This is a genomic window from Blastococcus sp. HT6-30 (assembly GCF_039729015.1).
Classification (GTDB): Bacteria; Actinomycetota; Actinomycetes; order Mycobacteriales; family Geodermatophilaceae; genus Blastococcus.
In genome coordinates, this window is record NZ_CP155792.1 from 1,120,677 (window position 1) to 1,145,617 (window position 24,941).

24 protein-coding genes are annotated in these 24,941 nt (G+C 74.7%); 7 read left to right on the forward strand and 17 right to left on the reverse strand.

Annotated elements, in window-relative coordinates:
- Positions 1 to 60: 60 nt before the first annotated feature.
- The 3 genes from ABC795_RS05390 to ABC795_RS05400 are packed head-to-tail and all read left to right on the forward strand — an operon-like array spanning position 61 to position 4,834.
- Positions 61 to 1,674 (forward strand): carboxyl transferase domain-containing protein, encoded by a 1,614-nt coding sequence (locus ABC795_RS05390; protein ID WP_347059885.1) that lies wholly within the window; start codon positions 61 to 63, stop codon positions 1,672 to 1,674.
- 5 nt (positions 1,675 to 1,679) lie between these two features.
- Positions 1,680 to 3,680, forward strand: coding sequence for a biotin carboxylase N-terminal domain-containing protein (locus ABC795_RS05395; protein ID WP_347059886.1), 2,001 nt, complete (start codon positions 1,680 to 1,682; stop codon positions 3,678 to 3,680).
- Positions 3,680 to 4,834, forward strand: a complete 1,155-nt coding sequence (locus tag ABC795_RS05400) for an acyl-CoA dehydrogenase family protein (RefSeq protein ID WP_347059887.1) — start codon at positions 3,680 to 3,682, stop codon at positions 4,832 to 4,834. Before ABC795_RS05395 ends, ABC795_RS05400 begins: the two co-directional genes overlap by 1 nt.
- Before the next feature lie 166 nt (positions 4,835 to 5,000).
- Here the strand turns inward: ABC795_RS05400 and ABC795_RS05405 are convergent, their stop codons facing one another.
- Genes ABC795_RS05405 through ABC795_RS05420 form a run of 4 tightly spaced genes read right to left on the reverse strand, consistent with a single transcriptional unit; the run spans position 5,001 to position 7,342 of the window.
- Positions 5,001 to 5,360, reverse strand: coding sequence for a LuxR family transcriptional regulator (locus ABC795_RS05405; RefSeq protein WP_347059888.1), 360 nt, complete (start codon positions 5,358 to 5,360; stop codon positions 5,001 to 5,003).
- 46 nt (positions 5,361 to 5,406) lie between these two features.
- Positions 5,407 to 6,420 (reverse strand): NADPH:quinone reductase, encoded by a 1,014-nt coding sequence (locus ABC795_RS05410; protein WP_347059889.1) that lies wholly within the window; start codon positions 6,418 to 6,420, stop codon positions 5,407 to 5,409.
- 35 nt (positions 6,421 to 6,455) lie between these two features.
- Positions 6,456 to 6,872 carry a hypothetical protein gene (locus tag ABC795_RS05415; protein ID WP_347059890.1) on the reverse strand — a complete coding sequence of 139 codons (417 nt, stop codon included), beginning with the start codon at positions 6,870 to 6,872 and terminating at the stop codon, positions 6,456 to 6,458.
- Between the two features lie 29 nt (positions 6,873 to 6,901).
- Positions 6,902 to 7,342 (reverse strand): cupin domain-containing protein, encoded by a 441-nt coding sequence (locus ABC795_RS05420; protein ID WP_347059891.1) that lies wholly within the window; start codon positions 7,340 to 7,342, stop codon positions 6,902 to 6,904.
- A gap of 51 nt (positions 7,343 to 7,393) precedes the next feature.
- On the opposite strand from ABC795_RS05420, the gene ABC795_RS05425 reads away from it, so the two are divergent.
- Positions 7,394 to 8,227: an alpha/beta hydrolase gene (locus ABC795_RS05425; protein WP_347059892.1), complete on the forward strand. Its 834-nt coding sequence runs from the start codon at positions 7,394 to 7,396 to the stop codon at positions 8,225 to 8,227.
- Positions 8,228 to 8,260: 33 nt separating this feature from the next.
- Here ABC795_RS05425 and ABC795_RS05430 read toward each other — a convergent pair whose 3' ends face one another.
- From ABC795_RS05430 to ABC795_RS05465, 8 genes are all read right to left on the reverse strand, one after another.
- On the reverse strand, positions 8,261 to 10,870 hold the full coding sequence (locus ABC795_RS05430; protein ID WP_347059893.1) for a bifunctional FO biosynthesis protein CofGH: 2,610 nt from the start codon (positions 10,868 to 10,870) through the stop codon (positions 8,261 to 8,263).
- A 176-nt stretch (positions 10,871 to 11,046) separates the two neighbouring features.
- A complete protein-coding gene (locus ABC795_RS05435; protein ID WP_347059894.1) occupies positions 11,047 to 11,250 on the reverse strand; it encodes a hypothetical protein in 204 nt (67 codons plus the stop codon).
- Entirely contained in the window at positions 11,211 to 11,891 is a 681-nt protein-coding gene (locus ABC795_RS05440; RefSeq protein WP_347059895.1) for an ABC transporter permease subunit, read from the reverse strand. Before ABC795_RS05440 ends, ABC795_RS05435 begins: the two co-directional genes overlap by 40 nt.
- Complete coding sequence (locus ABC795_RS05445) at positions 11,888 to 12,847, reverse strand: ABC transporter ATP-binding protein (RefSeq protein WP_347059896.1); 960 nt, start codon at positions 12,845 to 12,847, stop codon at positions 11,888 to 11,890. Before ABC795_RS05445 ends, ABC795_RS05440 begins: the two co-directional genes overlap by 4 nt.
- 19 nt (positions 12,848 to 12,866) lie before the next feature.
- Positions 12,867 to 13,952: a hypothetical protein gene (locus ABC795_RS05450; protein ID WP_347059897.1), complete on the reverse strand. Its 1,086-nt coding sequence runs from the start codon at positions 13,950 to 13,952 to the stop codon at positions 12,867 to 12,869.
- Complete coding sequence (locus ABC795_RS05455) at positions 13,936 to 14,457, reverse strand: sigma-70 family RNA polymerase sigma factor (protein WP_347059898.1); 522 nt, start codon at positions 14,455 to 14,457, stop codon at positions 13,936 to 13,938. The genes ABC795_RS05450 and ABC795_RS05455 overlap by 17 nt, the downstream gene beginning before the upstream one ends.
- A 166-nt stretch (positions 14,458 to 14,623) precedes the next feature.
- Positions 14,624 to 16,252, reverse strand: coding sequence for a thiamine pyrophosphate-binding protein (locus ABC795_RS05460; RefSeq protein ID WP_347059899.1), 1,629 nt, complete (start codon positions 16,250 to 16,252; stop codon positions 14,624 to 14,626).
- A 122-nt stretch (positions 16,253 to 16,374) separates the two neighbouring features.
- The gene (locus tag ABC795_RS05465; protein WP_347059900.1) at positions 16,375 to 16,887 is read right to left on the reverse strand and encodes a flavin reductase family protein; all 513 of its coding nucleotides are present in this window, start codon (positions 16,885 to 16,887) and stop codon (positions 16,375 to 16,377) included.
- Positions 16,888 to 16,921: 34 nt separating this feature from the next.
- Here ABC795_RS05465 and ABC795_RS05470 point away from each other — a divergent pair, with 34 nt between their 5' ends.
- Complete coding sequence (locus tag ABC795_RS05470) at positions 16,922 to 17,287, forward strand: FAD-dependent oxidoreductase (protein WP_347059902.1); 366 nt, start codon at positions 16,922 to 16,924, stop codon at positions 17,285 to 17,287.
- Positions 17,288 to 17,331: 44 nt separating this feature from the next.
- Here the strand turns inward: ABC795_RS05470 and ABC795_RS05475 are convergent, their stop codons facing one another.
- Entirely contained in the window at positions 17,332 to 17,514 is a 183-nt protein-coding gene (locus ABC795_RS05475; RefSeq protein ID WP_347059904.1) for a hypothetical protein, read from the reverse strand.
- A 90-nt stretch (positions 17,515 to 17,604) separates the two neighbouring features.
- On the opposite strand from ABC795_RS05475, the gene ABC795_RS05480 reads away from it, so the two are divergent.
- A complete protein-coding gene (locus ABC795_RS05480; RefSeq protein WP_347059905.1) occupies positions 17,605 to 17,844 on the forward strand; it encodes a hypothetical protein in 240 nt (79 codons plus the stop codon).
- Positions 17,845 to 17,978: 134 nt separating this feature from the next.
- Here ABC795_RS05480 and ABC795_RS05485 read toward each other — a convergent pair whose 3' ends face one another.
- Entirely contained in the window at positions 17,979 to 19,901 is a 1,923-nt protein-coding gene (locus ABC795_RS05485) for an EAL domain-containing protein (protein ID WP_347059906.1), read from the reverse strand.
- Positions 19,902 to 20,100: 199 nt separating this feature from the next.
- Here ABC795_RS05485 and ABC795_RS05490 point away from each other — a divergent pair, with 199 nt between their 5' ends.
- Entirely contained in the window at positions 20,101 to 21,135 is a 1,035-nt protein-coding gene (locus tag ABC795_RS05490) for an LLM class flavin-dependent oxidoreductase (RefSeq protein ID WP_347059908.1), read from the forward strand.
- A gap of 130 nt (positions 21,136 to 21,265) precedes the next feature.
- Here ABC795_RS05490 and nadC read toward each other — a convergent pair whose 3' ends face one another.
- Genes nadC through nadA form a run of 3 tightly spaced genes read right to left on the reverse strand, consistent with a single transcriptional unit; the run spans position 21,266 to position 24,875 of the window.
- Positions 21,266 to 22,162: a carboxylating nicotinate-nucleotide diphosphorylase gene (gene nadC / locus ABC795_RS05495; RefSeq protein WP_347059909.1), complete on the reverse strand. Its 897-nt coding sequence runs from the start codon at positions 22,160 to 22,162 to the stop codon at positions 21,266 to 21,268.
- On the reverse strand, positions 22,159 to 23,865 hold the full coding sequence (locus tag ABC795_RS05500; protein ID WP_347059911.1) for an L-aspartate oxidase: 1,707 nt from the start codon (positions 23,863 to 23,865) through the stop codon (positions 22,159 to 22,161). Before ABC795_RS05500 ends, nadC begins: the two co-directional genes overlap by 4 nt.
- Positions 23,862 to 24,875 (reverse strand): quinolinate synthase NadA, encoded by a 1,014-nt coding sequence (gene nadA / locus ABC795_RS05505; protein WP_347059912.1) that lies wholly within the window; start codon positions 24,873 to 24,875, stop codon positions 23,862 to 23,864. Before nadA ends, ABC795_RS05500 begins: the two co-directional genes overlap by 4 nt.
- Positions 24,876 to 24,941: the final 66 nt, after the last annotated feature.

The window sequence follows — 24,941 nt, forward strand, 5'->3', positions numbered from 1 at the left end:
GGTTCACCCTCCGACGTGGGGGCTGGACCGCGGGTGTGAACGGCGGTTAACCTCGCCCGCGTGGACGCACCGGTGCTTCCCCGGACCCCGTCGGCCGACCCCGGGGCGGCCGCTCGTCACGCCGCGGCGCATGCCGACCTGGTCGCCGACCTGGCCGGGCAGCTGCGGCGGGTGGCCCTCGGGGGCGGTGAGCGCGCCCGCGAGCGGCACACCGCACGCGGCAAGCTGCTGCCCCGCGAGCGGGTCGACGCCCTGCTCGATCCCGGCAGCCCCTTCCTCGAGCTCTCGGCGCTGGCCGCGCACGGGCTCTACGACGGCGAGGCGCCGGCCGCCGGCATCATCACCGGCATCGGCCGGGTGTCCGGACGGGAGTGCGTCGTCGTCGCCAACGACGCCACCGTCAAGGGCGGCACCTACTACCCGATGACGGTGAAGAAGCACCTGCGTGCGCAGGAGGTGGCGCTCCAGAACCGGCTGCCGTGCATCTACCTGGTCGACTCGGGCGGGGCGTTCCTGCCGATGCAGGACGAGGTGTTCCCCGACCGCGAGCACTTCGGCCGGATCTTCTTCAACCAGGCGAACCTCTCCAAGGCGGGTATCGCCCAGATCGCTGCGGTCATGGGGTCCTGCACCGCCGGTGGCGCCTACGTCCCGGCGATGAGCGACGAGGCGGTCATCGTCCGCGAGCAGGGCACCATCTTCCTCGGCGGCCCACCGCTGGTGAAGGCGGCGACCGGGGAGGTCGTGTCGGCCGAGGACCTCGGTGGAGGAGACCTGCACAGCCGGGTCAGCGGCGTCACCGACCACCTGGCCGACGACGACGCGCACGCCCTCCAGATCGTCCGGCAGATCGTCGGCACGCTCGGGCCGCGGGAACCGCGGCCGTGGGACGTGGCACCGGTCGAGGAGCCGCAGTACCCGCCGGAGTCGCTGTACGAGGTCGTGCCGCCGGATCCGCGCACGCCGTACGACGTCCGCGAGGTCATCGCCCGGCTGGTCGACGGGAGCCGGTTCGCCGAGTTCAAACCGCTCTACGGGCAGACGCTGGTCACCGGATTCGCCCGGCTGCACGGGCATCCGGTCGGGATCGTCGCCAACAACGGCGTGCTCTTCGCCGAGTCGGCGCTCAAGGGCGCCCACTTCATCGAGCTCTGCGACCGCCGACGGATTCCGCTGGTGTTCCTGCAGAACATCACCGGGTTCATGGTCGGCCGCGACTACGAGGCCGGCGGCATCGCCAAGCACGGCGCCAAGATGGTCACCGCCGTGGCCTGCGCGCGGGTGCCGAAGCTGACCGTGGTCATCGGCGGCTCGTTCGGCGCCGGGAACTACTCCATGTGCGGGCGGGCGTACTCGCCCCGGTTCCTCTTCACCTGGCCCAACTCGCGCATCTCGGTGATGGGCGGTGAGCAGGCGGCCTCGGTGCTGGCGCAGGTGCGCCGCGACGGCCTGGAGGCGCGCGGTGAGGAGTGGTCGGCCGAGGACGAGGAGGCGTTCAAGGCGCCGATCCGCGATCAGTACGAGTCGCAGGGGCACCCCTACTACGCCACCGCGCGGCTGTGGGACGACGGCGTCATCGACCCGGCGCAGACCCGCACGGTCCTCGGCCTGGCCCTGTCCGCCTGCGCCAACGCGCCGTTGGAGGACGTCGGCTACGGCGTCTTCCGGATGTGAGTGACATGTTCCAGACAGTGCTCGTGGCCAACCGGGGCGAGATCGCCGTGCGGGTGATCCGCACGCTGCGTGAGATGGGTGTCCGGTCGGTCGCCGTCCACAGCGACGCCGACGCCGGGGCGCTGCACACCCGGCTGGCCGACGTCGCCGTCCGTCTCGGCCCGGCGCCCGCGGCGCAGAGCTACCTGTCGATCGAGCGGGTGCTCGACGCCGCCGCCCGCACCGGTGCGCAGGCGGTCCACCCCGGCTACGGCTTCCTGTCGGAGAACGTGGAGTTCGCCCGCGCGTGCGAGAAGGCGGGGATCGTCTTCATCGGTCCGCCGGTCGCGGCCATCGAGGCGATGGGCGACAAGATCCGCGCCAAGCAGACCGTGGTGGCCGCCGGCGTCCCGGTGGTGCCGGGCCGCAGCGAGCCGGGCATGAGCGATGACGAGGTGGCCGAGGCCGCCGTCGCCGCGGGCTTCCCGGTCCTGCTCAAGCCCAGTGCAGGTGGGGGTGGCAAGGGCATGCGGGTGGTGCGGTCGCAAGGCCAGCTGCCCGACGCGATCGCCGGCGCCCGGCGGGAGGCGCTCAGCTCCTTCGGCGACGACACCCTGCTGGTGGAGCGCTACGTCGGGAACTCGCGGCACATCGAGGTGCAGGTCCTCGGCGACGCGTACGGCAACGTCGTCCACCTCGGCGAGCGGGAGTGCAGCCTGCAGCGGCGGCACCAGAAGGTGATCGAGGAGGCGCCGTCCCCGCTGCTCGACGACGCGATGCGCGCGTCGATGGGCCGCGCTGCCGTGGAGGCGGCGAAGGCGGTGGGCTACACCGGTGCCGGCACGGTGGAGTTCATCGTGGACGCCGACCGGCCACGCGACTTCTTCTTCCTGGAGATGAACACCCGGCTGCAGGTCGAGCACCCGGTGACCGAGCTGATCACCGGCCTGGACCTGGTCGAGCAGCAGGTCCGCATCGCCGCGGGAGAGCGGCTGCCCATCGACCAGAGCGACGTCTCCCTGGACGGGCACGCCATCGAGGCCCGGCTCTACGCCGAGGACCCGGCCCGGGGCTTCCTCCCGCAGGCGGGAAGTGTGCTGGGCCTGGTCGAGCCGGCCGGACCGGGCATCCGCATGGACAGCTCGCTGGCGGTCGGCACGCGCGTCGGCACCGACTACGACCCGATGCTCGCCAAGGTCGTCGCCTGGGCGCCGGACCGGGAGACCGCCCGGGCACGGCTGGTGGGCGCCCTCGGGCAGACCGCCGTGCTGGGGGTCGCCACGAACGCGGCCTTCCTGTGGGCGCTGCTCACCGACGACGACGTCGTCGCCGGGAGGCTCGACACCGGGCTGATCGAGCGCCGCGGCGAGCAGCTGACGGCGGCCGAGGAGCCGGCGCCGCACGTCTACGCCGCGGCGGCCCTCGCCCTGCTGGGGGAGGCAGAGCCGGCCGGTCCGGTCGTCGACCGCTGGGACGTGCCCGACGGCTGGCGGCTCGGGGAGCCCGCGTGGACGGTCCGCCGGCTGCAGCTGCCCGGCGCCGATCCGGTGACCGTGCGGGTACGCGGGCGCGCGGCCTCCGCCGAGGTCGCCGTGGGGGATGCGGTGCCGGCGGCGGCGAAGGCGGTCCGGGACGGCGACCGGCTGACGGTCACCTACGACGGGCTGACGTCGTCCTACGCGCTGGTGCACGACGGCGGGACCGTCTGGCTGGCCGCGGGCGGGCACGTCACCGCGCTGCGCGAGCAGGAGCGGCTGTCCACCGCGGCCGGCGGGGCCGCGGGTGACGGCGTCGTCACCTCCCCGATGCCGGGGACGGTGACGGTGGTGCGGGCCTCGGTCGGCGACGAGGTGGCGGTGGGCACCCCGCTGCTGGTCGTCGAGGCGATGAAGATGGAGCACGTGCTCACCGCCCCGGTCGCGGGGACGGTGGCCGAGCTCGGTGTGACGGCGGGCCAGACGGTCGCGCTGGACGAGCGGGTGGCGCTGGTGACCCCGGCGGCCGCGCCTGAGCAGCAGGAGAACTGATGTTGGACTACCGGCTCAGCGACGAGACCGAGGCCCTCCGGAAGACCGTGCGCGAGTTCGCGCAGGAGGTCATCGCCCCGCAGATCGGCGGGTTCTACGAGCGCGACGAGTTCCCCACCGGGATCGTGCGGCAGATGGGCGAGCTCGGGCTGTTCGGTCTGCCGTTCCCCGAGGAGTACGGCGGCGCGGGCGGCACCTACTTCGACCTCTGCGTGGCGCTGGAGGAGCTGGCCCGCGTCGACAGCTCGATGGCGATCACGGTCGAGGCGGGGGTCTCGCTCGGCGCCATGCCGATCTACCGGTTCGGCACGCCAGCGCAGAAGCAGGAGTGGCTGCCCCGGCTGTGCACCGGGGAGGCGCTGGGTGCGTTCGGCCTGACCGAGCCCGGGGGCGGATCCGACGCCGGGGCGACCCGCACGACCGCGCGCCTGGAGGACGGGCACTGGGTCATCAACGGCTCGAAGGCCTTCATCACCAACTCCGGCACCGACCTGACCTCGCTGGTGACGGTGACCGCGGTGACCGGCACGAAGCCGGACGGCGGCAAGGAGATCTCGGCGATCATCGTGCCGTCGGGGACGCCGGGGTTCACGGTCGGCCAGCGCTACTCGAAGGTCGGCTGGAACGCCTCCGACACCCGCGAGCTGTCCTTCGACGACTGCCGGGTGCCCGAGGAGAACCTGGTGGGGGAGCGGGGCCGCGGCTACGCGCAGTTCCTCTCCATCCTCGACGAGGGCCGGATCGCCATCTCGGCGCTGTCGGTCGGGCTGGCGCAGGGCTGCGTCGACGAGTCGGTGAAGTACGCCGGTGAGCGGGAGGCGTTCGGGCAGCCGATCGGCCGCAACCAGGCCGTGCAGTTCATGATCGCCGACATGGAGGTGCGGGCCTCCACCGCGCGGCTGGCGTACTACCGGGCGGCGGAGAAGATGCTGCGCGGTGAGCCGTTCAAGCGCGAGGCCTCGATCGCCAAGCTGTACAGCTCCGAGGTCGCGATGGACAACGCCCGCTACGCGACCCAGGTGCACGGTGGCTACGGGTTCATGAACGAGTTCCCGGTCGGCCGGTTCTACCGGGACGCCAAGATCCTGGAGATCGGCGAGGGGACCAGCGAGGTGCAGCGGATGCTCATCGCGCGCGACCTCGGCGTCGGCTGACTCCCGGAGGGTTCGCGCCCGGGACGACCCGTGCGGGCGCGTGTGCCGCGACGAGGCGGCGCGTGACCCCGGCGCCGGCACCGGCAAGCCCGAGCGGCTCAGCGGTGACCTGCTGGTGGTCCTCCAGGCCCGGTACCACTACTGAGGTGGGGCCGGCCGAAGCATGTCAGCGCGCGGCAGGCGCCCGCCGGGGCACCGCCACGGTCAGCAGGACGACGGCGTCCTCGTCGGCGTGCAGGCTGTGCCGGCGGTCGGGGACGGGAGTGACCTGCGAGCCGGTCACCGGCACCGTCAGGTCGCCGGCCACCAGGCGCACAGCTCCGCGCACGACCAGCAGGCTCGCCGGGCCGGGGGTCTCGTGCTCGGCCAGCTCTGCGCCGGCGCGCAGGGCGATCACCGTCTGCCGCAGTCCGTCGACCGGGTGCGGCAGCGTGCGCCCCGCCCGGCCCGCGTGCTCGGTGCGGGCCCGGTCGAGCAGCTCATCGGCGAGCACGGACAGATCCGTCGGGGTCTGGGTGTCGGCCATCACCCGAGGCTAGGCAGGGTCGGCCCCGCCGGCCACCACCGTCGGTTCACCGGGTGACGTCGACCAGCACCTTGCCGACGGCGCCGTCCTGCACCGCCTGGTGGGCGGCCGCGGTCTCGGCGAGGGGGAAGACGTGCAGCGGCAGCCCGGCATCGTCGCCGACCCGGATCGCGCCGTCGGCCACCGCGGTGGCGACGTCCTCGATGCCGAGCACCTTGGCCCGCTCCGGCTCGGTGTAGACGAGCACGAACTGCCAGCGGGCGTTGGGCCCCATCTGCGCACGCACCGGCACGGTGATCTCGGCTCCGCCGTCGTCGGCGTACATGGCGACCGCTCCGTGCATGCCGATCACCTGGGCGTCGACGGCGGCGTTGACCGCGGCCGACACCTCCACGATCGCATCGACGCCCTCCGGCGCGACCTTGCGGACCTCGGCGACGACGTCCTGCTCCCGGTAGTGGACGACGTGGTCGGCGCCGGCCGCCGCCGCGAGCTGGGCCTTGCGCGGGCTGCTCACCGTGGCGATCACGGTGGCGTCGGACCAGCGGGCGAGCTGGATCGCCGCGTTGCCGACGGCGCCGGCGCCGCCCTGCACGAGGACGGTGTGCCCGCTGAGGGTGCCGGGCCCGAGCCGGTCGGGCAGGGACTCGGCGACGCTGAGGCAGCGGTGCGCGGTCAGGAACGGGATGCCCAGGGCTGCGCCCAGCTCGAACGACGGGTCCTCGCCCAGCAGCACGACGTGCCGCGCCGGGACCACGGTGAACTCGGCGGCGGTGCCCCAGGCCCGCTGCCAGGCGGCCTCCCAGATCCACACCCGCTGGCCGAGCACCGCCGGGTCGACGCCCTGGCCGACGGCGTCGACGGTGCCGGACCCGTCCTGGTTCGGCACCTGCCCGTCCGGTCCGGGCTGCGCCCTGGTCCGCGACTTCCAGTCGGTGGGGTTCACCCCGGAGAAGGCGACGCGGACGCGCACCTCGCCGGGACCGGGCTCGGGCAGAGGGCGCTCGACGAGCTGCAGGACGTCGGGGTCACCGGGCTGGGTGTAGGAGATCGCTCGCACGGTGGCCCGCTACCCGGCCACCGGCCGACGATGCGTCAGCCGGGAGGTGCGTCGTCGTCGGTGGGCCACTCGGGCACCGGGAGCCCGGCGAGGAGGAGCATCCGCTCGACGGTCTGCTCCACGACCTCATCGGTCGGCGGCACCCCGCCGGGCGAGGCCAGGAGCCGGCGCACCTCGGCCGGCTCCACCTCCGCGCCGACGGCGTCGCGCACCCACCGGGCGAAGCCGGCGGCCTCGGCGTCGGTGTCGACCGGAGCGGAGGCGTCCGGTTCGTCGAAGTACACGCGGGGCTCGTAGCCGAGGAAGAACCTGCCGCCGGAGGCGTCGGCCGCCCGGTAGTCGACGGTCGCGATGTCGCTGTCGTGGACGTCGACCATCAGGAACGGCACCGCGGTCGGCCGTCCCGTGCGCCAGCGACCCTCGCTGTAGACGAGCGTGCCGAAGTAACCCATGGGCCGAGGCTAGCCGTCGGTCCGGACGGTCAGAGCTCGGTGAGCGAGCCCGGCGCGAGGTTGACCACGACCGCCTCCTGGCTGCTGCGCGCCAGGACGACGACCGCCTCCTCGTCGCCCGGGTTCTCCTCGCGGTGCGGCGTCCACGGCGGCACGAACACGTAGTCGCCGGGCTCCGGGGTCAGCCGGACCTCCTCGCCGTCGCGGGCGAAGACGAACACCGGCCGGCCGGAGACGACGTAGATGCCGGTCTCGGAGTCGCCGTGGTGGTGGTTCGCCGACGCGGTGCCCGCCGCGACGTGCGCCTCGCCCATCCAGACCTTCTCCGCCCCGACGCTCTTGCCGGACACCGCTTCCCTGCGGGTCATGCCGCTGCTCTGGCCGGTGTCGGTCGAGAGCTCGGCCGCCCGGACGTGGCGCAGCGGTGCGTGCCAGTGGTCGGTGCCGCCGGCGGTGGGGTCGTGTGCCATGCACGGACGCTAGCGCTGGTACGCCCCGCACGGCAGGGGGACCATCGGGAGGTGGTGCGCAGGGCAGTGGTGGGTGCGGCCGGCGTCGTCCTGCTGTGCACTGTCCTCGTGGGCCTGCTCTGGGCGTTCCAGCGCCACCTGATCTACCTGCCCGACGCCGGGCCGGTCCCCCCGGCGGCGGAGGCCGTCCCGGGTGCACGGGACGTCGTGCTCGAGACCGAGGACGGGCTGCGGCTGGCCGGCTGGTTCGTCCCGGGCCGGACGCCGCACGCTCCCGGGGTGCTGGTCGCCAACGGCAACGGCGGCCACCGGGGCATGCGGGCCCCGCTGGCGCGTGCGCTCGCCGCGGAGGGGCTCGCCGTGCTGCTCTTCGACTACCGCGGCTACGGCGGCAACCCGGGCAGCCCGAGCGAGGCGGGGCTGGCGCTCGACGCCCGTGCGGCACGGACGTACCTGCTCGACCGGGCGCAGGTTCCGCCCGACCGGCTCGTGTACTTCGGCGAGAGCCTCGGCGCGGCCGTCGCGACCGAGCTGGCGAGCGAGCACCCACCGGCGGGCCTGGTGCTGCGCTCACCCTTCGTCGACCTCGCCGCGGTGGGTGGCGAGCACTACCCGTTCCTGCCGGTGCGGTCGCTGCTGCGCGACCGCTACCCGGTGGCCGAGCTGGTCCGCCGGGTGCAGGTGCCCACCACCGTGGTCTACGGCGGTGCCGACTCCATCGTGCCGCCGGCGCAGAGCCGGGCGGTGGCCGACGCCGCCGCCCGGCTGCACCGGGTGGTGGAGGTCCCGGGTGCCGATCACAACGACCTCGTCCTGCTCACCGGGGAGGAGGTGGTCACGGCGGTCGTCGAACTCGCCCGGCCTTCTCTCAGGGGCCCGCCCTGAGCCGGCGAGAGGTGGGGGAGAGGAGGCCCTCTGTCAGCGGGGGGTGATCGAGAGGGTGAGCCGGGCGCGGCCCTCGTCGGAGCGCGCGGTGGCCAGGCGCTCGGCCGAGGGGGTGCCGTACTCGGTGGTCCGCTGGCGGGCCGGGCGGCCGATCGCGGCGGCCATCGCCTCCAGCTCGGCGATGGTCTTCAGCGAGCCGTTCTCGCTGCCGGCCATCCGGCTGATCGTCTCCTCCATCAGCGTGCCGCCGAGGTCGTTGGCCCCGCCGCGCAGCACCGCCTGGGTGCCGGCGTCGCCGAGCTTGACCCACGAGGTCTGGATGTTGGGGATGCGGCCGTGCAGCAGCAGGCGCGCGACCGCGTGGACGGCCCGGTTCTCCCGCACGGTCGGACCGGGTCGGGCGACCCCGGCCAGGTAGATCGGCGAGTTGTGGTGCACGAAGGGCAGCAGCACGAACTCGCTGAAGCCGCTGGTGCGGTCCTGCAGGCGGCTCAGGGTGCGCAGGTGCCCGACCCAGTGGGCGGGGGTGTCGACGTGGCCGTACATCATCGTCGACGTCGTCGGGATGCCGACCTCGTGCGCGGTGCCGATGATCTCCAGCCAGGTCGCCGTCGGCAGCTTGCCCTTGGTGAGCACCCAGCGGACGTCGTCGTCGAGGATCTCCGCCGCGGTGCCGGGGATCGAGTCCAGCCCGGCCGCCTTGGCCTCGGTCAGGAAGTCGCGGAACGACAGCCCGGTGCGGGCCGCGCCGTTGACGATCTCCATGGGGCTGAACGCGTGCAGGTGGATGCCGGGCTGCCGCTTCTTCACCTCGCGGGCCAGGTCGAAGTAGGCGGTGCCGGGCAGGTCGGGGTGGATACCGCCCTGCATGCAGATCTCGGTGGCGCCGGCGGCCCACGCCTCGTCGACCCGGTCGCCGACCTGCTCCATCGACAGCGTGTACGCGTCGGCGTCGGTGCGCCGCTGGGCGAACGCGCAGAACCGGCAGCCGGTGTAGCAGACGTTGGTGAAGTTGATGTTCCGGTTCACGACGTAGGTCACGTCGTCGCCGTTGACGTCCGCGCGGACGGCGTCGGCGAGTGCGCAGAGGTTCTCCAGATCGGCGCCGTCGGCGCCCAGCAGCGCCAGGTACTCGGCGTCGGTCAGCCCGGCCGGGTCGGCCTCGGCGTGCAGCAGCGCCGCCAGCACCTCCGGGTCACCGCCGGACCGCGCCGTGGAGGACCCGTCGCGGGCGCTCTCGGTGCGGTCGCGGAGCTCGGCCCAGTCGCCGTAGACGGCGTCGAAGTCGCTGCGCCGGTCGGTGCTGCGCCCGACGGTGTCGACTTCGACGTGCAGGTCGACCCGCCCGGTCGCCGCGGTGCCCCACTCCTCGTCCGGCTCCTGCCACGGCAGCCCGGCCGGGATCCGCGCCTCGACGGCGAGCCCGTCGGGGCCGGCCAGCGCGGCGACGTGGGGCCGGACCCGGGGGTCCAGCCACGGCTCGGGCGCCAGCACGTAGCCCGGCTGGGCGGCCAGCCGCTCGCGGAGGGTGAAACCCGCGTCCGCGGTCAGCTCGGCCAGCTTGTCGATGTTGGGCCAGGGCCGCTCGGGGTTGACGTGGTCGGGGGTCAGCGGCGAGACGCCGCCCCAGTCGTCGACGCCCGCGCGCAGCAGCAGGCCCAGCTCGGTGGAGTCCGACAGGTTCGGCGGCGCCTGGACGCGGGCCTTCGGGCCGAGCAGCAGCCGGGTGACCGCGACCGCGGCGACGTACTCCTGCAGCTCCAGATCGGCGGAGGTCTGCATCGCGGTGCGCGGCTTGGCCCGGAAGTTCTGCACGATGACCTCCTGCACGTGCCCGTGCCGCAGTGCCGTGGCCCGGATCTGCAGGACGGCGTCCACCCGCTCGGCGTAGTCCTCGCCGATGCCCAGCAGCACACCGGTGGTGAAGGGGACGGCGCAGCGGCCGGCGTCCTCCAGCACCCGCAACCGGACGGCGGGCTCCTTGTCGGGGCTGCCGAAGTGCGGGCCGCCGGGCTGCGACCACAGCCGGGTCGCCGTCGTCTCCAGCATCATCCCCATCGACGCCGACACCGGCTTGAGCCGCTGGATCTCCTCCCACGACAGGACGCCGGGGTTCAGATGCGGCAGCAGCCCGGTCTCCTCCAGCACCCGGATCGCCATCGCCCGCAGATAGCCCAGCGTCGAGTCGAAGCCGTGCGCCTCCAGCCACTGCGCGGCGACCGGCCAGCGGTCCTCCGGGCGGTCGCCGAGGGTGAACAGCGCCTCCTTGCAGCCCATCGCGGCGCCGGCCCGGGCGATGTCGAGCACCTCGTCGGGGGAGAGGTAGGGCGCCTTGCCCTCGGCGCGCAGCTGCCCCGGCGTCGTCACGAACGTGCAGTAGTGGCAGCGGTCGCGGCACAGGTGGGTCAGCGGGATGAACACCTTGCGGCTGTAGGTCACCACCCCCGGCCGCCCGGCGCTGGTCAGGCCGGCGTCACGCACCCGGCCGGCGGCCGTCAGCAGCCGGTCCAGCGGCTCACCCTCGCCCAGGCCGCGGGCGTGCAGCAGGGTCTCGGCTTCGACGGCGTCGAGGACGACGCCGCGTTCGGCGCGCACCAGGGCGCGGCGGACGGCGGACTCGGACGGTGCAGGCAGCGCGCTCATAGGGTCTCCGACGCTAGTCGAAGGACCCCCGTGCCCCCCACCCGCTCGCAGGCTCACGGGCGGAACCCTGCACGGGGGCCGGCCCAGCCAACAGGATGGAGGTCACCCGGCACGTCGGTCTCTGCTTCCCAGGGGGAGCAGAGACCGACGTCCGGAGGGAGCAGGTCGTCACCTGCTCAGACGTCGCGGCGCTGGAAGGACAGCGCGGTCAGCCCCAGGATCACCGCGACCCACACCGCCGCCCACGCGAGGTAGGCCGGCGTCAGCGCCGCATCGCTGAGGAACGGGAAGCCGCCCTCGGGGCCCATCTGCATCAGCGCCGTCGGGTCCTGGAAGGCGTTCATGGCACCGCGCCACAGCCCGTCGGTGGGCAGCAGCACCCGCGAGACGCTGCCCACCCGCTCGACGCCCTCGTTGCCCAGCGCCCCGCCGATGCCGCCGACGACGCCGGCGACCCAGGTGGCCCCGAAGAGCCCGACCGCGATGTGCCCGACGCCATCGGCGAGACGACGCTGGACAGCAGCAGGGCCAGCGTCAGCAGCACGACCGTCTCGGCCGCGAGCAGGGCGAGCCCGGTGGCCGGCGACGGCGGCCAGTAACCGACGACGCCGCGCACGACGAGCAGCTGCACCAGACCGGCGAGCACCACGTAGCCGCAGCCGAAGGCGAGCAGGCCCAGCCACTTGCCGATCAGCACCGACGACCGGCGGACCGGTCGAGCGAGCATCGCCAGCGCCTGGCCCGACTCGACCTCGCCGGCGAGCGTGGGCCCGGCCAGGAACGCCGTGCCGATCGCCGCGATGAGGCTGAAGCCGAACATGATCAGGTTGACCAGCATCGAGGCGACCAGGCGGGCCTCCCCGCTGGTCAGCGTGCCCAGCTCGGTGTCCAGGCCGATCAGCTTCGAGAATCCCCAGCCGCTGAGCGCGAGCAGCACCACGGTCAACACCAGCAGCGCCCGGACGACCTTGCGCCGGGACGCCTCCCGCAGGGTGAGGCCTGCGACGGTCAGCGCCGTCACGGCGTCGGCTCCACGTGCCGGAGGACCGCGAGCAGCCGTTCCTCGAGGCTGATGCGCACCGGCTCGACGGCGTGCACCCGCACGCCGAGGGCGACCAGGTCGGCCACCAGGCCGGGCACGGTCACGCCGTCGTCCTCGGACGCCAGCGCGACGGTGAACCAGTCGCCGCTGCGCGTCAGCGTGCCGGCCGCCCGCAGCCGCTCCTCGACCTGCCGGTCGACGCCGGCCAGCCGCAGCCGGAGCTCGCGCTGCCCGAGCAGCTCGGCCAGGGTGCCCGACGCCGCCACCTGCCCCTTGTCGAGGATCACCACCCGGTCGCACACCTGCTCCACCCCGCCGATCAGGTGCGAGTTGAGCAGCACCGCGACGCCGCGGGACTTCAGCGCGAGGACGAGGTCGCGGACGTCGACCCGGCCCAGCGGGTCCAGCGCGCTGGTCGGCTCGTCGAGGACGACCAGCTGCGGCCGCGCGACCAGGGCGACGGCCAGGCCCAGCCGCTGCTGCATGCCCTTGGAGAAGCTGCCGACGCGGTCCCCGGCCCGTTCGGCGAGGCCGACGAGCGCCAGGCACTCGCGGCGCTCCTCGGCGGGGACGGCGAGGCGGGACAGCTTCACGTGCAGGTCCAGCACCTCGGCCGCGGTCAGCCACGGCTGGTAGCGGAACAGCTCGGGCAGGTACCCGACGGCGCTGCGGGAGCGCGGGTCCGACGACGGCCGCCCGAGCAGCAGCACCTCCCCGGCGTCGGGCCGCACCAGGCCGAGCAGCATCTTGATGACGCTGGTCTTCCCGGCGCCGTTGGGGCCGAGCAGGCCGACGACCTCACCGCGGCCGACGCTGAAGGACACGTCGTCGACGGCGGTCCGGCGTCCGTACCGCTTGCGCAGCCCGGAGCACCAGACCGCCGGGGACGGCGGCAGGTCGTCGAGCCCGCCGGCCGCGGGGGCGTTCGAGGTCACGCCGCGGACGGTAGCGGCGTCAGCGGAGGTCACGGGCGACCGCGAGGAGCTCGTCGGCGCTGAGCGTCCCGGCCACGCCGGTCATCACGCCGTCCTCCACCCAGACCACGCCGGCGAAGAGCCCGTTGCGGGAGGTGAGCACCGTCGCCTCCGACCCGTCGACGTCGGCGGTCGAGCTGGTCACCATCTCCGCCGGAACCGGCAGCGGCAGCGTCGCGGCGTCGGTGGAGAGGTCGCGGACTTGCTGGGCCACCCCGTCGGGGAGGCCGGGCAGCGACAGCAGGTAGTCGCGGACCGTCTCGAACGGCACGCCCGACGAGAGCACCTTCGGCGCGCCCACCCGGGCGACGACGAGGGTCGGCACGCCGGTCGGCTGCGACCACATCGCCGCGACCCCGGGCCCGGCCTCGAACCGGATCCGGCTGCCGTCGATCCCGGCCGGCGGCGGAGGCAGGACCTCGCCCTCGGCGGCCGCGGCCTGCGCCGCCTTGGCGGCCGAGAAGGTGAAGGTGGCGCCCACGACGCCGGCCACCTGGTAGGTCGGCTTCCCGGTCACGCCCTCGGGCAGCTCGGCGACCTCCGGGACGTCGAGACCGGTGCGCTCGCGCGCGGTCGCGGCGTCGGCCACCTGCTCGGGGTCGGGCTCCTCGGTGATCTGCAGGTCGCCGTAGGACGAGAGGTCGGGCACCTGCACCAGATCGGTGGCGGTGACCTCGACCGGGTCGACCCGCTCGGTCTGGAAGATCGGCAGCCAGTCGTTGGCGGCCGCGACCCCCGCGCCGGTCAGCAGGACCACTGCGCCGAGCGCGGCCACGGCGGGACGCCGGACCGCCGTGCCCCAGCGGTTGCGCCCGGCACTGCGCGCCGGACGGAAGGCGGTCACGGTGGACGGGGCGGAGGCGGCCGAGAACCGGGCCCACGCCGCGTCCGCGTCCACGGCGCCGGATCCGCCGAGCGCCGCCCCGACGAGGTGTGCGTCGGCGCGGGCGTCGTCCAGGGCGCGGGAGCAGACGGCGCAGCCGGCCACGTGCGCCCGGTCGGCGTCGGAGACTCCGGCGGGCTCGTCGATCAGCCGGCGGAGGACGCCCTCATTCGGGTGACGCATGACGGTTCAGCTCCTTGCGAAGGGCGAGTTCGGCGCGGCGCACGGTGGTGCCGACGCTGCCGGGGGACAGACCGAGCGCGGTGGCGACCTCGGCGTAGCTCAAGCCGCTGTGGCGCAGCACGAGCGCGGTCGCCTGCGTGCGGGGCAGCCGGGCGAGGGCCGCCCGGACGCGGCTGCGGTCCTCGAGGGTGAGCACCGTGTCGGCCACGTCGGGGGTGACGGATTCGGCGGCGGAGGCCACCGACTCCTCCCGGGAGGCCCGGCGGCGCCCCGAGCGGATCAGGTTCAGCGCGGTGTGGGCCGCGGCGACCGACAGCCAGCCGGCGGCCTCGGCGGCGGGGACCGGCGAGCGGCCGAAGGACAGGAAGACCTCCTGCGCGACGTCCTCCGCCTGGTCGCGGGAGCCGAGCACCCGGGCGGCGACCCCGACCACCCGCTGGTACTCCCGGCGGAAGATGTCCTCGAGGTCGGGCCGCACCGCGTCGCGGGTCGCTGCTGCCGGCACGCCGCCCGTCCCTCCGACCCGGCCCACGCGACCGGGGAATGTCAGGACGGCCGCCGCTGCCGGCCGTCCGTGCCGTACGAGCTCCATGCACGGATAGCACCGCCGGGCCCGCGGATGTGACGACCGGCGTCGGACCCCGGCCGCGACCGGACCCACGACGGACCGGTCACTCCGCCCATCGGGGGGAGGTCGTCCGCGGCGGGGTCAGCGTCGCCTCGGTGACGACCAGTCGCGGCTCCCCGCTGGACAGGGCCGTGCCCAGTGCCTCCGCCAGCGGTTGACCGAGCCCGGTCGCCCGCGTCGCCGGAATGCCGAAGGACTCGGCGAGCGCGGCGAAGTCCGGGCGGAGGAGGTCGACGCCGCGGTGTTCGTCGCCGGCGTGGTCCTGGTCGTAGCGCAGCATGCCGTAACCGCCGTCGTCGACGACGAGGACCGTGACGGGGAGGTTCTCCTGGGCGATGGTCGCCAGCTCACCCACCGCGAACATGAAGCCGCCGTCGCCGCAGACGGCGAGCACCGGCCGGTCGCCGAGCACCCCGGGGCCGACCGAGGCCGGCAGGGCGTACCCGAGCGTTCCCCACCCGACGGGGTACTGGAGCGTCCGCGGCCGCTGGACCGTGCCGTAGCCGCCGAACCAGTAGCCGGGGATCGCCATGTCGGCGACGACGACCGTGCCGTCCGGCATGGCGGTGTGCATCGACTCGAGCAGCTCCAGCCCGGCCGCGGCACGGGGATCCCCGGACAGCCGGTTCCAGCAGTGGTCGCGGACCTCGCTCACCCGTCCGGCCACCGCGGGCCGGGGCCCGGTCGGGAGGGCGAGCAACGACTGCAGCGCCTGCTTGGCATCGCCGAGCACCGCGACGTCGAACGGGTAGTTCTTGGTGAGGTCCTCGGCGGCGCAGTTGATCGTCGCCATGGCCCGGGGCAACGGCATGGACCAGTTGCGGGTCATCATCCCGTCGAAGTCGCTGCCGATGCCGATCAGCAGGTCGGCGCCCGCCACCAGGTCGGCGATCTCGGGCTCGTGCGGGGGGAGCCCCACCAGGTACGGGGAGTCCGGCGGGAGGATGCCGCGGGCGGTGTAGGTGGTGATGACGGGGGCCTGCAACCGCTCGGCGAGCGCCGCCACCTGCTCGGCCGCGTCGGCCTGCACGGCGCCACCGCCGACCCACAGGACGACCGACGGCGACTTCTCGACCAACTCGTGCAGGGCCCGGATGGACGCGGCCTCCGGGGCGACCCGGGTGATCGGGTGCCGGGGAACGGCCGGAGCGGGCTGGCTCAGGACGTCGGTGGGGATGTCGATGTAGACCGGGCCGCGCGGGCTGGTCATCGCCGTCCGGATCGCATCGGCGACGGCCGCACTCGCCTCCTCGGCGGTCCGGGGCCGGAACACCGCCTTCGCCAGGGGTTCGAAGATCCCCGCCTGGTTCCGCGATTCGTGCAGGATGCCGCGGCTCACCCCCGGGCGGGCCAGCTTCGTCGACACCTCGCTGGCCACGAGGACCAGCGGCGTGCCCGAGGCGGCGGCCTCGCCGAAGGCGCCGGCGGCGTTCGCGGCGCCGGGGCCGGTGGTGGTCAGTGCGACCCCCAGACCTGCGGTGGCGCGGGCGAGGCCGTCGGCGGCGTAGACCGCTGTCTGCTCGTGGCGGACTCCGACGATCCGGGGCAGGCCGGGGCCGGTCTCCCGCCAGAACGACAGGTTGTGCACCCCGGGGAGCCCGAAGGCGGTCTGCACACCGGCGGCCGCGAACGCTTCGAGGATCCGCCTCGCGACGGGCTGCGGCGAACTCATCGGTGAGCCTCTCTGTCGGACGGTTTGGGATCGGGTCGGGGCGCGTAGGTGGACAGTCTCGCCGTGGGAACGGACTTCCGCGCTGCAGGGCTCCGCTCGCGGGCTCCGTCGATCGCGGTCGCTCAGCCCCGCCCGGCCGCGGTTCCCGTCTCGTCGACGAAGCGGCCGCGCACTCGCAGCAGGGGCGGCGCGGCGGGGTTCAGCACGGGCACGGCCTCGACCCGCAGGAGGGCGAGCACGTGGTCGCCGGCCTCGACCAGCCGCTCCAGGCGGCAGTCCAGGGCGGCCGGGGCATCGCGCAGGACGATGGCGCCGCTGCCCCCCGCCCTCGTCCAGGGCACCGTCTCCAGCAGGTGCCGCGCGCTGGGCCGCCCGGCGGAGGCGAACCGGGACGCGACGATGGCGTGCGGCGCGGCCAGCACGGTCAGCGCGCAGCTGCCCACCGCCTCGAGCACCTCGGCGGGGTACCCGTCGGCGGTCAGGCCGACGGCGACCAGCGGCGGTGCGGCCGACACGCTCATGACCGAGCTGACCGTCGTCCCGACGTCGTCGATGTCGTCCCGCACGGTCAGCAGGCACACCCCGGCGGCGTACTGGGCCAGGGCGGCGGTGTACTCGGGGGCGTCGAGCGGCATGGCGGCCAGTCGACCACACGACCAGGATGAACCGGTGAGCGCAGCCGAGCGCACGTACGACGTGGTGGTCCTGGGAGCGGGGTCGACCGGGGAGAACGTCGCCGACGTCGTCGTGCGGGGCGGGCTGTCGGCGCTCCTCGTCGAGCCCGAGCTGGTCGGCTGCGAGTGCTCCTACTGGGCGTGCATGCCGAGCAAGACGCTGCTGCGGGGCACCGAGGTGCTCGCGGAGGCGCGGGCCGCGCGAGGCGACCAGCGCCGAGGAGGCCCCGGGCCGGCTCCGGTGCTCGGAGGCGGCTACGTCGGCTGCGAGATGGCCACCGCCTGGCAGGCCCTCGGCTCGCAGGTGACCGTGCTGCAGCGCGGCGACCGGCTGCTGCCGCGCCTGGAGCCGGGGGAGTAGCTCTCCGTCGACGCCGCGCTGCGGGTGGAGGGGATCCCCTGGCTCTACGGCGTCGGCGTCGGCGACGTCAACGGCCGGGCGCAGCTCACCCACATGGGCAGGTACCAGGCCCGCCAGGCCGGGGCCGCGATCGTCGCGCGGGCCCGCGGCGAGCAGGTCGACACCGCACCGTGGTCGCCGTTCGTGGACATCGCGGACGACGTCGCGACGCCGTCGGTGGTCTTCACCGATCCACAGATCGCCGGCGTCGGTCGGACCGCGCCGAGGCGCAGGAGGCGGGCCTGCCGCACCGCGTCGTCGAGTACCCGATCGGCAGCGTGTCCGGCGCCGCGGTGTTCGCCGACGGCTACACCGGGACGGCGATCGCGGTCGTCGACACCGAGCGCGAGGTGCTGCTCGGGGTCACCCTCGTCGGCCCGGCGGTCGCCGAGCTGCTGCACGCGGCGACGATCGCCGTCGTCGGCGAGGTGCCGATCGCGCGGCTGTGGCACGCCGTCCCCGCCTATCCCACGATCAGCGAGATCTGGCTGCGGCTGCTGGAGACCTACCGCGGCTGACCGGGAACCCCGGCGAACCGGTGCCGGTGGGCGTGCCCCTGGCCCTGCCGCGACGCTGAGAGGCCCGCTCTGTGCACGAACGGTCGTCATCCGGTGCGGACGACGACCGTTCGTGCACGAGCGGCGGGGGGCGACTACTCGTCGGGGTCGGCGAGCTCGTCGAAGAGCGTGCGGGCGGTGAGCCGGCCGGTGTCGGTGCCGTCGTGCCCCTCGGGGGTCGACGGCCTCCGCTGCCGAGGGAGCGCGGGCGGGGGCTCGGGCAGCAGCTCGCCGGCGACGTCCTCGGCCGGGACCTCGGTCACCTCGCCGATCAGCACCTCGGTCGGGCTGGGCAGCGGCGCCGGGCGGCCGAACGCGTAGCCCTGGGCCATGGCGCAGCCGTGGTCGAGCAGCCAGGCGGCCTGGTCGAGGTCCTCGATGCCCTCGGCGATCACCTGCAGGCCCATGCCGCGGCCCAGCTGCAGCAGGCCGTGCACGAGTGCGGCGGTCGAAGGCTGGGTGACCACGTCGGCCACGAACGAGCGGTCGATCTTCACCGTGTGGATGGGCAGCCGGTGCAGCGCGGTGATGGCCGAGTAGCCGGTGCCGAAGTCGTCCAGGGCGAGCGTGACCCCCTGGTCGGTGACGACGGCGACCGAGTGCAGCGTGGCCTCCGCGGCGAACAGGGCCGTGGACTCGGTGATCTCCAGCTCGAGCCGGTGCGGCGGGAGGCCGGACTCCTCCAGCGCGGCCGCGACGAGCTCGCTGAAGCCGTCCTCGGCGAGGTGGCGGGCGGAGATGTTGACGTGCACCCGCAGGTCGTCGGACCAGGTGGCGGCGTCCAGGCAGGCCCGCCGGAGCACCCACGCCCCGAGCTTCGAGGTGAGCCGGTTGTTCTCCGCGGCGTCGAGGAACGCGCCGGGCGGCAGCAGGCCCCGGGTGGGGTGCTGCCAGCGGATCAGCGCCTCGTAGCCGAGCAGCGTCTCGTCGGCGAGGCGCACGATCGGCTGGTAGAACAGCCGCAGCTCGTCGTGGTCGAGGGCGTGCCGCAGGTCGGTCTCCAGCTGCAGCGCGTCGACGTCGTTGCGGTTGAGCGCTCCCTCGTGCACCTCGATGCGGGCGCGCTGGCCGTCGGCCTTGGCCTTCGTCAGCGCGCTCTGCGCCTGGCGGAGCAGGTCGTCGGGGGGCATGTCGGCGCCGAGGGTGAGCCCGACGCTGGCCGACAGCGTGACCTCCCGGCCGTTCACCACGAACGCCTCGTCGAGCACGCTCAGCAGGCGGTCGGCCAGCGCCCGCAGGCCGTCGAGGTCCTCGACGTCCTCGGCGACGACCAGGAACTCATCGGCGCCCAGGCGCACGGCGGTGTCCTCGACCCGGGTGCTCCAGCGCAGCCGGTCGGCGAACTGGCTGAGCAGCAGGTCGCCGGCCTCGTGGCCGAGGGCGTCGTTGACGGCCTGGAACCGGTCGATGTTGAGGTGCACCAGGCCGACCTGCAGGCCCCGGCGGCGGGAGAGCGCGACGGCGTGGCGCAGCCGGTCGGTGAGCGCGCGGCGGTTGGGGAGCCCGGTCAGCGGGTCCATGAACGCGCGGCGGACGGCGTCCTCCTCCGCGCGGCGCCGGTCGGTGACGTCGACCAGCGAGAGGACGACGAACTGCGGCGTCCCGTTGTTCTGCCGCACCACCTCGTGCGACTGGACCACCCACAGCTCGGTGCCGTCGGAGCGGCGCAGCCGGCGCTCGCCATCGAGGAGCAGGTTGGGGTCCAGGTCGGGTTCCCCGGGAGCCGGCTGCAGCCCGAGGTCGCCCACCGGCGGGTCGTCGGGGTGGGCCAGCAGGTCGACGTGCCGGCCGGACAGGCTCTCGGCGGTGCGGCCGGTGAGGGCACACATCCGCGGGTTGGCGACCAGTACGTGCCCGTCGAGGTCGACGAGGGCCTTGGCGATCGGCGCGGAGAGGAACAGGGCCTGGAACAGCTGGCCCCGGTCGGCGAGCAGCGTGTCGATCGCCCGCAAGCGCTGCCCGGCGGCGCCGCCAGGCGCGCCCGGGGGCCGGGGCGTCTCGGATGCGGGAGGGCTCACCGGGACAGCGTCACGCATGGCAGGCAAGAAGTGACGGAACCGCGTCACGGAGAGTCGTGGTCGGCCCGTCACGGAGCGTCGCATCCGGACACATCCGCCCCACCGGCCGCACCCGCTACGGGTGATCTGCCACAGGCGCCGGGAATCCGGACCGCCCCCACGGCGCTGATGCGACAGACATCGACGAGAAGGAGCAGTCGTGGAGAAGCGGATCGGGTTCCTGTCCTTCGGGCACTGGCAGCCCATTCCCGGGTCGCAGGTGCGCACCGGGCGGGACGCCCTCGTGCAGACCGTGGAGCTCGCGATGGCCGCCGAGGAGCTCGGGCTCGATGGCGCCTACGTGCGGGTGCACCACTTCGCGCGGCAGCTCGCCTCGCCGTTCCCGTTGCTGGCGGCGATGGCGGCGCGCACCAGCCGGATCGAGCTGGGCACCGGCGTCATCGACATGCGCTACGAGAACCCGCTGTACATGGCCGAGGAGGCCGCGGCGACCGACCTGCTGGCCGACGGCCGGCTGCAGCTCGGCGTCAGCCGGGGATCACCGGAGACCGCGCTGCGCGGCTCGGAGGCGTTCGGCTACGTGCCGGGCGAGGGCAGCAGCGACGCCGACCTGGCGCGGCAGAAGACCGCGCTGTTCCTGGCCGCGATCTCCGGGCAGCCGATGGTCGACGCCGACCCGCGGATGACCGGCGGCGCGACGGGGAAGCTCGCGATCCAGCCGCAGTCGCCGGGGCTGGCCGACCGGATCTGGTGGGGCTCGGGCACCCGCGCGACCGCCGAGTGGACGGCGCAGCAGGGGCTGAACCTGATGAGCTCGACGCTGCTGGTGGAGGACACCGGCGTTCCCTTCGACGAGCTGCAGGCCGAGCAGATCACCCGCTACCGCGCCGCCTGGGCCGCGGCCGGGTGGGAGCGCGAGCCGCGCGTCTCGGTGAGCCGCAGCGTGCTGCCGATCGTCAGCGACCTGGATCGGCAGTACTTCGGCGGTGGCCGGGACGGCGAGGACCAGGTCGGCATCCTCGAGGGCGTGCGGGCCCGCTTCGGCAAGAGCTACACCGGCGAGCCGGACGTGCTCGCCGAGGAGCTGGCCAAGGACGCCGCCGTCCGGGAGGCCGACAGCCTGCTGCTGACCGTGCCGAACATGCTGGGCGTCGAGTACAACGCCTCCCTGCTGCAGACGATCGTCGAGCACGTGGCGCCGGCGATCGGCTGGGTCCACCCCCAGCGGCGGTAGCCGGGCCCGCGCCGGCGCGCCCCCGCTCTGCGGGTGTTCCTCGTTCTTCGGCGGTCCTGCAGGGCCCTCGATGCGCGAGGAGCGCCCGCAGAGCGCAGTCGCCGGTGCCTGGCTGCTGCGGCGGGGCTGCTCAGGCGCGCAGGTCGAAGCCCAGGTCGAGCACGGGGGCGCTGTGGGTGAGCGCCCCGACCGCCAGGTAGTCGACGCCGGTCGCCGCGACCTCGGTGGCCCGTTCCAGCGAGAGCCCGCCGCTGGCCTCCAGCCGCACGGAGGTCCCGCGCACCAGCGCCACCGCCGCCTGCGTGTCGGCGAGGCCGAAGTTGTCCAGCAGCACCAGCTGCACCCCCGCGGCGATCGCCTCGCGCACCTGGTCGAGGGTGTCGCACTCGACCTCCAGCGGGACGGCGGGGGAGTGGGCGCGCACCGCCTCGACGGCCGCGGTGATACCGCCAGCCGCGGCGACGTGGTTGTCCTTGACCAGCGCTGCGTCTCCGAGCGCCATGCGGTGGTTCACCCCGCCTCCGCAGCGGACGGCGTACTTCTCCAGCGCCCGCAGGCCCGGGGTGGTCTTGCGGGTGTCGCGGATCGCCGCGCCCGTGCCCGACACCGCGTCCACCCAGCGCCGGGTGAGCGTGGCGATGCCGGAGAGCCGGCCGACCAGGTTCAGGGCCGTCCGCTCGGCCGTGAGCAGCGCGCGGGTGGGTCCGGTGACGCCGAGAACCGGAGAGTTCGTGCGCGCCGCCATCCCGTCGGCCGCGTGCAGCACCACCTCGACGTCGGTGCCGCCGACGATGTCGAACACCGCGGCCGCCACCGGGATGCCGGCCAGCACGCCGGCCGACCGCGGCACGACCTCACCGGTGGTGCGCGCATGGTCGGGCACCGTGGCCAAGGTGGTGACGTCGGGGCCCAGCGCCAGGTCCTCCTCCAGCGCCCCCCGGATCACCCGCTCCACGGCTCCGGGGTCGAGGCCGCCGTCGCGCAGGACGTCGGCGAGCTCCGCGCGCAGCGGGAACCACTCGGTCATGCCACTCCCTGGGTCCGGTCGGTGCCGGGCACGCCGAGCGGCACGGCGCGGGTGTGCACGCGGCCGGCGCCGCCGAGGCGGTGCGCGAGCCGCACCTGCCACTCGGGCCGGGTGGCAGGTGCGTCCGCGCGCCGGTGGCAGCCGCGGCTCTCCGGGCGCGCGAGCGCGGCGGTGGCCAGCAGGGTCGCGACGGTGTGCACGGCCGTGGCCTCGACGGCGGCGAGGTCCAGCGAGCGGTCGGCAGGAAGGCGAGGGGCGCCGGCCAAGGTGCCGATCAGCTCGGTCAGCCCAGCCGCCGTACGCAGGACGCCGGCGTGCCGGCTGGTGGCCGCCCCGATCGCCGGCCGCGCCGAGGGATCGACGGCTCCCGCGGCGAAGGGCCCGCCGGCGGCCGGCTCGGGAGGCGCGCCCGGCGGCAGCCCGGCGTCCAGGAGGGCGGCGCAGCGGCGGGCGGCGACCAGCCCCTCGGTGATCGAGTTGGACGCCAGCCGGTTGGCCCCGTGGACGCCGGTGCAGGCGACCTCCCCGACGGCGTGGAGCCCGGGGACGCCCGTGCGGCCGTCCAGGTCGGCCAGCACCCCGCCGCAGGTGTAGTGCGCGCCGGGCGTCACGGGCACCGGCGCGGTGGTCATGTCGAACCCGGCATTCCGGCAGCTGCGCACGATGCCGGGGAAGCGGTGCTCCAGGAAGTCCGCACCGAGCCCGGTGGCGTCCAGGAAGACGCACTCCTCGCCGGTGGCCGCCAGGTGCGCGGCGATCGTGGCCGAGACGACGTCGCGCGGCGCGAGGTCGGCCAGCGGGTGCGCTCGGGGCATCAGGCGCCGTCCGGCGCCGTCGACGAGGACGGCGCCCTCGCCCCGCACCGCCTCGCTGATCAGCACCTGCTGGCCCGCTGCGCCCGGCCCCTGCCAGAGCACGGTCGGGTGGAACTGGACCAGCTCCACGTCGGCGACCTCCGCCCCCGCGCGCAGGGCGAGGGCGAGCCCGTCGCCGGTCGCGCCGGCCGGGCTGGTGGCCGCGGCGTAGGCCTGCCCGTACCCGCCGGTGGCCAGGACGACGGCGTGCGCACGCAGGTCGCCGGCGTCGGTCAGGGCGCCGTCGGCGGCGACGCGGGCGACCCGCAGCCCGACCACCGCGCCGTCGTCGCTGCGGAGGGCGTCCAGCGCGAGGGTGTGCTCGTGCACCTCGACCCCGGCGTCGCCCAGCGCCTGGACCAGGGTGCGGGTGACCTCCGCGCCGCTGGCGTCCCCGCCGGCGTGCACGATCCGGTTCCGGCTGTGCCCGCCCTCGCGAGTGAGCGCCGGGCGGCCCCGGGGGTCGAGGTCGAGCCGGGCGCCGAGGTCCTGCAGCAGCCGGACGGTGTCCGGCGCCTCGGCGACGAGCGCGGCCACGGCGTCGGGATCGCAGAGCCCGGCGCCGGCGGCGAGGGTGTCCTGCAGGTGCAGCGCGGCGTCGTCGTCGGCACCGAGGACGGCGGCCAGGCCACCCTGCGCCCAGCGGGTGCTGCCGTCGCCCAACGCTCCCTTGGTGACGACGGCGACCCGGCGCCCCGCACCGGCCAGCGCCAGCGCCGTCATCAGCCCGGCGGCGCCGCTGCCGACCACGACCACGTCCGTGCTGCGGCTCCACCCGGCCGCGGGCAGCGGCAGCGCCGGGACGACGGCGGGGGCGACCGGCGCGGAGCGGCGGGGCCCCACGGTCACTCGCCGACCAGCGACGGCGTGCCGAGGGCGATCATCGCCTCGACGGCCGAGCGGGCGCGGGCAGCGACGTCTGGATCGACGGTGACCTCGTCGCGGCCCTCGCGGAGCGCGCGCAGCAGCTTCTCCGGCGTCGACATCTTCATGTAGGGGCACTCGGCGCGAGGGTTGACCGCCTCGAACGCGGCGGCCGGGTTGGCCTGGCGGAGCTGGTGCAGCATGCCGATCTCGGTGGCGACCAGCACCCGCGTGGCCGTCGTCCGCCTCGCCTGGTCCAGCATCGCGCCGGTGGAGAGGACGTGCACGCGGTCCTCGGGCAGGTCGCCCTGGCCGACCATCCACAGCGCGCTGGTCGCGCAGCCGCACTCGGGGTGCACGAGCACCTCGGCGTCGGGGGCGTCCTCGATGCTCTGCCGCAGGTCGGTGGGGGAGATGCCGGCGTGCACGTGGCACTCGCCCATCCAGACGCGCATGTTCGTCCGGCCGGTGACCCGCTGGACGTGCGCGCCGAGGAACTGGTCGGGGAGGAAGAGGACCTCGCGGTCGGCCGGGATCGACTCGACCACCTCGACGGCGTTGGACGAGGTGCAGCAGATGTCGGTTTCGGCCTTCACCTCGGCGGTGGTGTTGACGTAGGAGACGACGGCGGCGCCGGGGTGCTCGGCCTTCCACGCGCGCAGCTGGTCGGCGGTGATGGTGTCGGCCAGCGAGCAGCCGGCGGCGGCGTCCGGCACCAGGACGGTCTTCTCCGGGGCGAGGATCTTCGCCGTCTCGGCCATGAAGTGGACGCCGGCGAAGACGATGGTGCTCGCCGTACTGCCCGCGGCGATGCGGGACAGGGCGAGGGAGTCTCCCACGTGGTCGGCGACGTCCTGGATCTGCGCGGCCTGGTAGTTGTGCGCCAGGACGACGGCGTCGCGCTCGGCGGCCAGGAGCCGCACCTCGTCGCGCCAGTCCTGCCACTGCTCGAGCGTCCACTGGGCGGCGGTGCGGGCGGGGAGGGTCGCGGTCACCAGGGCCTCCGGAGGAGTGGGTTTCATACTCAGAGGCGGAAACCTCTGCCGCGAAACCTAGCATGA

Excerpts from the sequence above, each read along its gene's own strand:
- ABC795_RS05395 (WP_347059886.1), top strand. The coding sequence starts at position 1,680 with ATGTTCCAGACAGTGCTCGTGGCCAACCGGGGCGAGATCGCCGTGCGG.
- ABC795_RS05450 (WP_347059897.1), bottom strand. The coding sequence starts at position 13,952 with ATGCGTCACCCGAATGAGGGCGTCCTCCGCCGGCTGATCGACGAGCCC.
- ABC795_RS05400 (WP_347059887.1), top strand. The coding sequence starts at position 3,680 with ATGTTGGACTACCGGCTCAGCGACGAGACCGAGGCCCTCCGGAAGACC.
- nadC (WP_347059909.1), bottom strand. The coding sequence starts at position 22,162 with ATGACCGAGTGGTTCCCGCTGCGCGCGGAGCTCGCCGACGTCCTGCGC.
- ABC795_RS05415 (WP_347059890.1), bottom strand. The coding sequence starts at position 6,872 with ATGGGTTACTTCGGCACGCTCGTCTACAGCGAGGGTCGCTGGCGCACG.
- ABC795_RS05465 (WP_347059900.1), bottom strand. The coding sequence starts at position 16,887 with ATGCCGCTCGACGCCCCCGAGTACACCGCCGCCCTGGCCCAGTACGCC.
- ABC795_RS05420 (WP_347059891.1), bottom strand. The coding sequence starts at position 7,342 with ATGGCACACGACCCCACCGCCGGCGGCACCGACCACTGGCACGCACCG.
- ABC795_RS05430 (WP_347059893.1), bottom strand. The coding sequence starts at position 10,870 with ATGAGCGCGCTGCCTGCACCGTCCGAGTCCGCCGTCCGCCGCGCCCTG.
- ABC795_RS05460 (WP_347059899.1), bottom strand. The coding sequence starts at position 16,252 with ATGAGTTCGCCGCAGCCCGTCGCGAGGCGGATCCTCGAAGCGTTCGCG.
- ABC795_RS05405 (WP_347059888.1), bottom strand. The coding sequence starts at position 5,360 with ATGGCCGACACCCAGACCCCGACGGATCTGTCCGTGCTCGCCGATGAG.